At 31.2% G+C, this 1,058-nt stretch carries 1 protein-coding gene; it reads left to right on the forward strand.

Going from position 1 to position 1,058, the window contains the following annotated elements; translation table 11 throughout:
- Positions 1–37 precede the first annotated feature (37 nt).
- The coding region (locus JF818_RS13295; RefSeq protein ID WP_370570346.1) for a PP2C family protein-serine/threonine phosphatase at positions 38–1,058 on the forward strand (1,021 nt) is incomplete at its 3' end.

The following is a 1,058-nucleotide window of genomic DNA, read 5'->3' on the forward strand; positions in this document are numbered from 1 at the left end:
ATGTGGTCGTGCAATAAAGACGACCAATAGATTAAGAATGATTGTTTATGCAATATTCTTTTCACTTGGTGCTGGCGTTAATTTTATCGCTTTTACCAATATACATTGGTTTAGCAATAACTTATCATTTGAAGCTTTAACGATCTTTTCTTCTGTTGGGACATTGTTGATATCTTTAGGTATCTTTATTGGTTCTATCATTCCAATTCAAATGAAAATAGAAAAGTTGAATAGTAATTATTATAAGTTCGCTACATATATTGTTTGGTCGATAATGGTAATATTTATGTTGAGAATCAATGCTGGATTCGGTAGTTTATCAGGGTTGAGTTTTAGCTCTGATTTTTATACAACACTCGAGTATATCAATGCAGTTTTATTGATTATGGCATTCGGAATTTCATTTAGAATATACAGTTTAGAAAAAAATAAATACTTATTAAATTTCATGAACGGTATTTTAATTTTAATTTTGGCTCAAGTGATCAGATTATCATTTTTAAACTACGCCTACCTTTACCATTTACTCTATAACTTGTATGTTTTGATTGGGTACATTTATCTCTATAACACGATATTTGGATATAATATCTTAGGGCCGATACAAGGACTAATCAATGATGAAAAGCAGATTAAGCTATATGCAGAAAATCTAGAAGTCATTGTTGAAAGGCGTACCACTGAGATGAAAAACAATAACCTTCGGTTGATACAGGAAATTGAGTATGCTAAAAGTATTCAACAATCACTTTTACCCGCGAGAAAGGTTAATTTCAATAAAGTCACTTTCGTATCAGAATACTATCCTTGTGAAAGACTGAGTGGTGATTTCTTTGACATATATCGACTGGACGATGATAACATAGGTATGTATGTTCTCGATGTATCTGGACATGGGGTATCAGCAGCGCTGATGACGATGTTCTGTAATAACTATATCAAATCTTCTGAAAAACTTATAATGAAGTATAGAGGTTTAAAACCACATAGAAACCTAAAACATTTCTATGAGGAATTCAATAAAATGAAATTTCCTGATGAAATGTACATGGTAATGT

The sequence above is a fragment of the Sphaerochaeta sp. S2 genome (assembly GCF_016406725.1).
GTDB lineage: Bacteria > Spirochaetota > Spirochaetia > Sphaerochaetales > Sphaerochaetaceae > Sphaerochaeta.